Below are 6,584 nucleotides of genomic sequence, written 5' to 3' on the forward strand. Positions count from 1 at the left end.
TCTTTCTCAGCAGCAGCCGAGCGCCGGTTGCGCCGCGCGCGCCGCCACGCGCACCAGCCTGTCGGCGGTGCGGATGGCCGTGCCCGGCGCCAGCCTCGACGGTTCGCGGCGATAGGGCGGCTGCACCGTCACCGAATCGATGGGCAGGGGGCTGCCGGTGCGCAGCGCGAAGACGAATGCATCGACGATGGCTGTTGCCGCTTCGAGCGGCATGGCCTGCGCGCGCATCGCATCGACCACCTCGGCGGCCGTGCATCCCTGGCGCAGGTTGTGAACTACCCAGTCGGCCAGCGCGGGCTGGAAGCGCAGCACGGCGTCCGTGGCCACGGCGCGCTCAGATCTGTGCCGGCACCCAGCCGGTGTCGGTGCGCCTGAAGCTCTGCTTGAGCTGCATGGTGCCGGCGCCGCGCACCACGCGGTCGACCATCGGGAACACCTGCTGCACTTCGGCGTTGCCGGTCCAGGGCGCGGCATTGATCCTGTACGTGTAGGTCACCACCACCTCCGACGGCTCCTTCGCACCCTTGGGCGCTTCCCAGCCGACGACCTTGTCCAGCGTCAGGTGGGCCGCGCAGAAGTCGCCCTGCGGTTCGCGCTCGACGAAGTACTTACTGCCTTCCTCGGTCAGCGCGTAGCGCGTGACCTCGATCTCGCCGGCTTCCTGGTCCTTGTCGTCCTTGACCGTCGCCTTCGAGGCGCTCACCAGTCCCAGCCGTTCCAGCACCGGCATCTGCAGCGCGTTGCGCGCGCGCGTGCCGGCCTCGCGCCGCGGCACGTCGATGGGCCAGCGGGTCTTGCCCAGGCACAGGTCGCCCTTCTTGGCGAGGTAGGCGTTCATGGCCGCCGTGAGGTTCTGCAGGTTGGCCTCGGGCTGCTGTGGGCCGCAGCCCGAGAGCGCGGCGAGGAGTGCGGCACCCAGTGCCGCCGAAAGGATCTTCTTGTTCATGGATGTCGCAATCAATTGACGCAGGCTCCGGGCTTGACCGGGGTGGCCGGCTTCGTGTCGGCGTCGCTGAGGGTGTTCAGGAAGCAGATGAGGTCCGCGATGTCCTGCTCGGACATGGGCGGCGCGGAGCCTGCGGCACGGCCGTCCATCGGCAGCTGCGTGTCGATGTTCGGCGCGTAGGCAGGCGGCAGGTCGTCGAACTTCTGCACCTTGCCGCCCGTGTACTGCGTGGTGACGAGGCCGTAGGTCGGAAAGTCCGCGTCGTTCTTCGCCTTGGGCGTTCCGCCGGCGGTGGGATACCAGAGCTCGGGGCGCGTGTCGCGCGTGTTGTAGAAGCGGATGACCTGTTCCAGCGAATGCATCACGCCGTTGTGGAAGAAGGCCTGCCGCGTCGCCACGTTGCGCATGGTCGGCGCCTTGAACATGCCGCAGAAGTTGTTGGCCGCATTGGGTGCCGCGGGTGCGTGGTCGGTGCGCAGCGGGCCGCACACGCCCATGTCGAAATACTTCAGGTCGTTGTTGGCCGGAATGTTCGCGTTGCGCGGCACGCCGATGGCTTCGTACGAGAAGTCGGTGAAGAGCGCCGAGCTGCCGTTCAGGCCTGCGCCCTGGTAGTGGCACGAGGCGCAGTTGCCGGTGGCCGGGTTGGTGAACACCTTCAGCCCGCGCGTTTCGGCCGGCGTGAGGTTGCCGCCGATCTTGTTGGCCGCGTAGAGGTCGAACTTGCTGCTGTAGGGGTGGAAGCTCCTGTCTTCCAGCTGATAGGCCTGCAGCGCCTGCAGCGCCTTCGCAAAGGCGGCGTCGCTGTCGTCGAACACCTTGTCGCCAAAGGCCTTGGCGATGAGCGGCGCGTAGTCGGCGGCCTGCAGCTTCTTCACCACGTCGGCGCTGCTTGCGTTGGCCATCTCCAGCGTATCGAGCAGCGGAATGCGCGCCTGCGCGGCCAGCGTGTCGGCCCGGCCGTCCCATGCGAAGCCGCCGCCGGGGCCCGGCACGCTGATGCCGTCGGGGTTGTCCAGCAGGTCGGCGTAGGCCGGGGTGATGTCCTTGTAGCGCAGCGAGGGCACCGCGCGCAGGCCGGCCTTGTCCATGTGCACGCCGCCCAACTGCACCGACAGGTCGTTGGCCGGTGCATAGGCGTGGGCGGGGTCGTGGCAGCTCGCGCACGACATCGCGCCGGAGCCCGAGAGGTTCTTGTCGAAGAACATCTTCTGGCCCACCTGCGCCGCGAGGCTCAGCGTGCTCGCGGGGGCGGACGCGGGCGTCGCAGCGGGCGAACTCGCCGCCGCTACCGCAGCGGCTGCTGGCGGCAGCGCGACGGCAGTGCCACCACCACCACCGCCGCCGCCGCCGCAGGCGACGAGCACCGCGGCGGCAACGCCGGCCACGGCCAGCGCCGCCAGCGCCGCCGGCGCGAGGGGCCTGGTGCGCGTCACCGCCGGCCCTTTCGGGCCGAAACGGCGTTGCTGGCTCATTGCTTCAGCGACCAGACGTTGAACTGATTCGCATCGGGCCCGACCTGCGCGGCGGTCGCCACGTCACCCGACTGCTTCTGCGTGTAGCCGGCCGGGATCACGAAGGCGTGATTGATCGGGCGCACGCTGTCGAAGTGGGTGTCGGCACTGCCGGCGTACTCGGGCAGGTTCATGATGTTCTGCGCGATGAAGGCCTCGGTGTACTTCGAACGGTTCATGTACGAAGCATCGTCGGCCGGGTCCGCCAGCTGGAACATGTCCTGCAGCGTGCGCACGAACGAGAAGTGGCTGTAGGCATCGCTGTCGGACACGCCCTTGGGTGCATCGGGCTGGTTGGTCAGGATGCCGAAGATGCTCTCGCCGTGGCCGCGGTTGCCGTTGGTGTAGTTGGTGATCGACGCATCGACCGACCAGGTGCCGTCGGCGTTCCGCCTGATCGGGTTGGCCACGGTGCTGTTCGCCACGTTCCACCCGCAGCAGGAGTTGAAGCCGCTGGTCGCGCTGCCCTCGTCGAACATCAGCACGATGGCCACGCGCTTCTGCGTGTTCTTCCACAGCGGCGATGCCTGGATGCGCTTGACCGTGTAGTCCACGTAGTTGTCGCCGCGCGTGATGATCGGCGAGACGGCCGTGTTCGACACGTTGTTCGACACGCTGCTGCAGTCGCTCGCGGTGCCGGTGCCGCCCGCGCCCTTCACGCTGATGCCGTGCATGTCGTCGCACTGGTCGGGCACCACGAAGTTCAGGTTGCCCACGTTGCCGCTGGCCAGGTCGGTGCCGAACTGGTCGTAGTCGTAGTTCGCGGGAATGGTGTAGTCGGTGCTGTTCTTCAGCGCCGCATCCCACTGGCCGCCGCCCATGGTGCGGTTGCTGTACTTCCACTCGGGCGCGCTGCGCACGTTCTGGTAGGCCATGCCCGGGTGGTGCTTGGTCTTGTACAGGCCCCCGGGCAGCGGCAGCACGAGGTTGGGGTCGCCGATGGCCGCGGCGTTGCCGCCGAGCGTGCCCGGTGCGTACACGTTGTCCTTGGCGGTGACGGCGGTGTCGGCCACGCTGTCGGTGCGGAAGTCCTGGCCCGGGTTCATCGACTCGCTGTAGGTGCGCCACGTCAGGCCGGCGCTGGTCATGGCGTTGAAGAGGTTCGGCTTGCCCACGATGTTGTGGTTGGTCCCCTTCTGCGTGCAGGTGGCAGCGAACGGCGACTTGGAAAGGCCCGGCTGCGTGTTGTCGGGAACCGGCGTGTCTTGTACGGCGTTGGCGCCGGTGGCGTCGCAGTTCCACTGGCTGTCGTCGGTGATGCCCCAGTCGTCGGCACCGCCCAGCGCCGTGTAGTTCGGCTCGCTGGGGTTGCCGGTGGCGTAGTAGCTCACGAGCTGGTTGCCGGCCTTCAGGTAGCCGTTGATCTTGGGCGCGTAGGCCGAGTTCAGGATCGACGACGTGGCCTTGTTCTCCAGCATCACGATGAAGATGTTGTCGTAGCGCGGAATGCCTTCCACGTTGAAGGCGGCCTGCTGCGACTGCAGGAAGGTGATCTTCTTGCGGCTGTCGGCCACGGTGGCGGTGGCCGTGGTCACGCCGGCCATGCCGCTCAGGCGCGGATCGCCGCCGGGGTTGGCCAGTGCATCGGGGTACAGGTCGCCGCGGTCGAGCTTGGTGGTGGCGTAGGCGAAGCGGTTGTTCAACGCGTTCGACTCGGCCAGCATCGCCGTCTGCGTGCTGCCTGCCGCGGTGTTGACGTCGCCCAGCACGGCATCGGCCGACACGCCAAGGCGCGTCGCCAGGTTCTGCTTCTCGACCGCGTAGCTCGTGCCGTTGGCCTCGATCAGGCGCGCCACTTCGGACGACAGCGGGCTGACCACCACCGAGGTGCCTTGCTCCTTCACCTGGTCGAGCGTCACGCGCAGCACTTCGCGCGTGGGCACGCTGGCGCCGGTGGCGGTGTTCCTGGCGCTGGTGCCGATGTCGGCGATGAGCGCCGATGGGCCCGACAGCGACAGGCTGAACCTGCCATTGGCATCGGTCACCGCGGCGGGCTCGCCGCTGTCGCAGCGGCCGTTGCCGTCGCTGTCCACGCAGACGGTGGCACCCGAGTAGTAGCCGGCGGCGATCACCGGATCGGTGGCACTGCCCGGCTTGAACGCGCTGGCAGTGAGCACGCCGCTGAAGGTGGTGCCGCCGGGGCCGGCGGAAGGCTGGCTCGTGGCGGGCGGCGGCAGGAAGGCAACGGGGCCCGAGCCACCGTCGCCCCCGCCGCACGCGGCCAGCAGCGAAGCGGCGAGTGCGGTGAGGGTGGGGTAGAGCAAGCCGGATCTGATTTTTGGAGTGGCTTTCAATTTCTGCTTTCGAGCGTGGAGGGGAACACGTGCGCAGCGGTTGCATGAAGCGGTTCCACGGCCCATGGCCGATGCCGTTCGTCTCCCTCGCCACTGCGGATCGCAGACGAATCTAGGTTTGCCCTGTGTCAGTCAAAAGGCAAAAGACTTAGGTGCGAATTAGGAGGGATTGCGTTGTACGCAACTCGAAGACGGGAGCAGAAAAGCAGGCACGAATGCCCGAAGCACGGCTGACCGAAGCCTGACCTTCGTGCATGTCGAGTGATCGAAATGCATCTGCCGTTGCGAATGCGAAAGTTCTCGCGCTTCGCGCCTTCACTTCTTCATATGGCCGCGAGTGAAGAATTCATCAGTTTTTCCCCGCGGCCATTCTGTGTAGCATCGCCCCCTTTTGGGCTGTGGAGTGCAGCCGCGCCAACGGCACCAGCAAGCGCGCCCGTTTCAATCAGGAGGGATATCAATGGGGATGATGGATGCGCTCGGCCATGCGCTGATGGACAACCAGGAGCTTCACTTCGACGCCACCGCTGCAGGTGCCGAAGGGCTCAACAGCGAGGAACGTTGGCTGGTCACGCTCAGTGCGCCGCTGTCGGCCTTCAACGGCGACTTCATGGACACCGTGCTCACCGGCAAGGACAACGACGTGCTGCGCGAAGGCATCGCCGACATCTGGAGCGTGCACGACCGCGCCAGCTTCGAGCAGACCGCGCGCTGGCTGGTCGACGAAGGGCAGCGTGCGGCGTACGAGCCGTTGTGGAAGGCCGTCGGCGCGATCGACAAGGCCACGCAGGAGACGCCGATGGTCGTGCGCATGGTCATGGACGCCTTCTTTCCCGCGTTCTTCCAGATCAAGGCGCGCAAGAGCCTGGACTATCGCGAGCTTGCCGCGCAAAGCGGCAAGTCGACGCAGGAACTGGCCGCACTGATGACGGGCAGCCCGAGCTGGGTCGAGGCACTGCGCAAGCACTTCCAGGTCTCTCAGGCCGAGGTGCCCAGCCTGGTCGCGTGGGATGCAGTGCGTCTGGCCAGCCTTTCTCGCTGGGCGGTGCAGCTCGGCTACATCGAACGCGCGGAGTTCGCGGGCTTTGCCGGCGGCCTCGCCAGGCAGGTGCGCGAGGCGTACGGCAACTGGTCGCAGGTGAGCGCGGCGTACATCGCGGGCGGGTTGATCTGGAAGTACTCCGATGCGCGCGAAGAGAACCTGCTGCGCACCAACCGCCTGCTGCTGAGCAACGCGCGCAGCCCTTATCGCAGCGTGGCGTTCGCGGGCTGACCCATTCCGGGGGCGGGCTCGTCCCGTGCCGTCGAGACCGGCGGCACGGGCAGGTGCAGCAGCAGGCTGGTGTCGCCCGGCTGCGAGCGCACGGTGAGCGTTCCCCCCAGCGCCGCAGCCCGCGCACGCATGTTCGCCAAGCCCTTGCCCGCGAATACGGCCTGCGCATCGAAGCCTCTGCCGTTGTCGCGCAGTTCGATCTCGATGGCGCGTTCTTCCGTAGCGCCTTCGACCAGCCGCGCGCCGAGGCTGGCCTGCGTCGCCTGCGCATGCGCCACCAGGTTGCCGAAGGCCTCGAACAGCAGCATCTGCAACTGGTGCGACTCGCGCGCGCTCCAGCCCGTCATCGTCGGCAGGGAGCCAACGTCCCAGCGCAGATCGATGCCGGCGGCCTGCAGGCGCGGGCCGAGGCGGTAGCGCACGCTGCCGAGCGCGGAGGCCACGTCGCCTTCGCAGCCGTGCATGGCATCGACCGTGAGCTTGAGCTGGTCGACCGCATCGCGCAGGTGCAGCGCCACGTCGTTCATGGCGGTGCCGGGCTGCTGCGCCATCTGCAG

6 protein-coding genes are annotated in these 6,584 nt (G+C 67.6%); 1 reads left to right on the forward strand and 5 read right to left on the reverse strand.

Annotated elements, in window-relative coordinates:
• Window positions 1–6 precede the first annotated feature (6 nt).
• The 4 genes from QMO14_RS32400 to QMO14_RS32415 are packed head-to-tail and all read right to left on the reverse strand — an operon-like array spanning window position 7 to window position 4,724.
• Window positions 7–327, reverse strand: coding sequence for a hypothetical protein (locus QMO14_RS32400; RefSeq protein ID WP_301512194.1), 321 nt, complete (start codon window positions 325–327; stop codon window positions 7–9).
• A 7-nt stretch (window positions 328–334) separates the two neighbouring features.
• Window positions 335–946 (reverse strand): hypothetical protein, encoded by a 612-nt coding sequence (locus tag QMO14_RS32405; RefSeq protein WP_301512195.1) that lies wholly within the window; start codon window positions 944–946, stop codon window positions 335–337.
• 11 nt (window positions 947–957) lie between these two features.
• Complete coding sequence (locus QMO14_RS32410; RefSeq protein WP_301512196.1) at window positions 958–2,421, reverse strand: cytochrome-c peroxidase; 1,464 nt, start codon at window positions 2,419–2,421, stop codon at window positions 958–960.
• Window positions 2,418–4,724: an alkaline phosphatase family protein gene (locus tag QMO14_RS32415; RefSeq protein ID WP_301512197.1), complete on the reverse strand. Its 2,307-nt coding sequence runs from the start codon at window positions 4,722–4,724 to the stop codon at window positions 2,418–2,420. The genes QMO14_RS32410 and QMO14_RS32415 overlap by 4 nt, the downstream gene beginning before the upstream one ends.
• A 490-nt stretch (window positions 4,725–5,214) precedes the next feature.
• Here QMO14_RS32415 and QMO14_RS32420 point away from each other — a divergent pair, with 490 nt between their 5' ends.
• On the forward strand, window positions 5,215–6,027 hold the full coding sequence (locus tag QMO14_RS32420) for a DUF1266 domain-containing protein (protein WP_301512198.1): 813 nt from the start codon (window positions 5,215–5,217) through the stop codon (window positions 6,025–6,027).
• Here QMO14_RS32420 and QMO14_RS32425 read toward each other — a convergent pair.
• Window positions 6,000–6,584 (reverse strand): sensor histidine kinase (locus tag QMO14_RS32425; protein ID WP_367618190.1); only part of this gene is annotated, 585 nt, incomplete at its 5' end. The genes QMO14_RS32420 and QMO14_RS32425 overlap by 28 nt on opposite strands.

It is taken from the genome of Variovorax sp. CAN15 (assembly GCF_030462475.1).
In the GTDB taxonomy this organism is placed as follows: Bacteria; Pseudomonadota; Gammaproteobacteria; order Burkholderiales; family Burkholderiaceae_C; genus Variovorax.

Bases quoted from the DNA above. Each gene is read 5' to 3' on its own strand.
- QMO14_RS32405 (WP_301512195.1), bottom strand. From the start codon at position 946: ATGAACAAGAAGATCCTTTCGGCGGCACTGGGTGCCGCACTCCTCGCC.
- QMO14_RS32410 (WP_301512196.1), bottom strand. From the start codon at position 2,421: ATGAGCCAGCAACGCCGTTTCGGCCCGAAAGGGCCGGCGGTGACGCGC.
- QMO14_RS32420 (WP_301512198.1), top strand. From the start codon at position 5,215: ATGGGGATGATGGATGCGCTCGGCCATGCGCTGATGGACAACCAGGAG.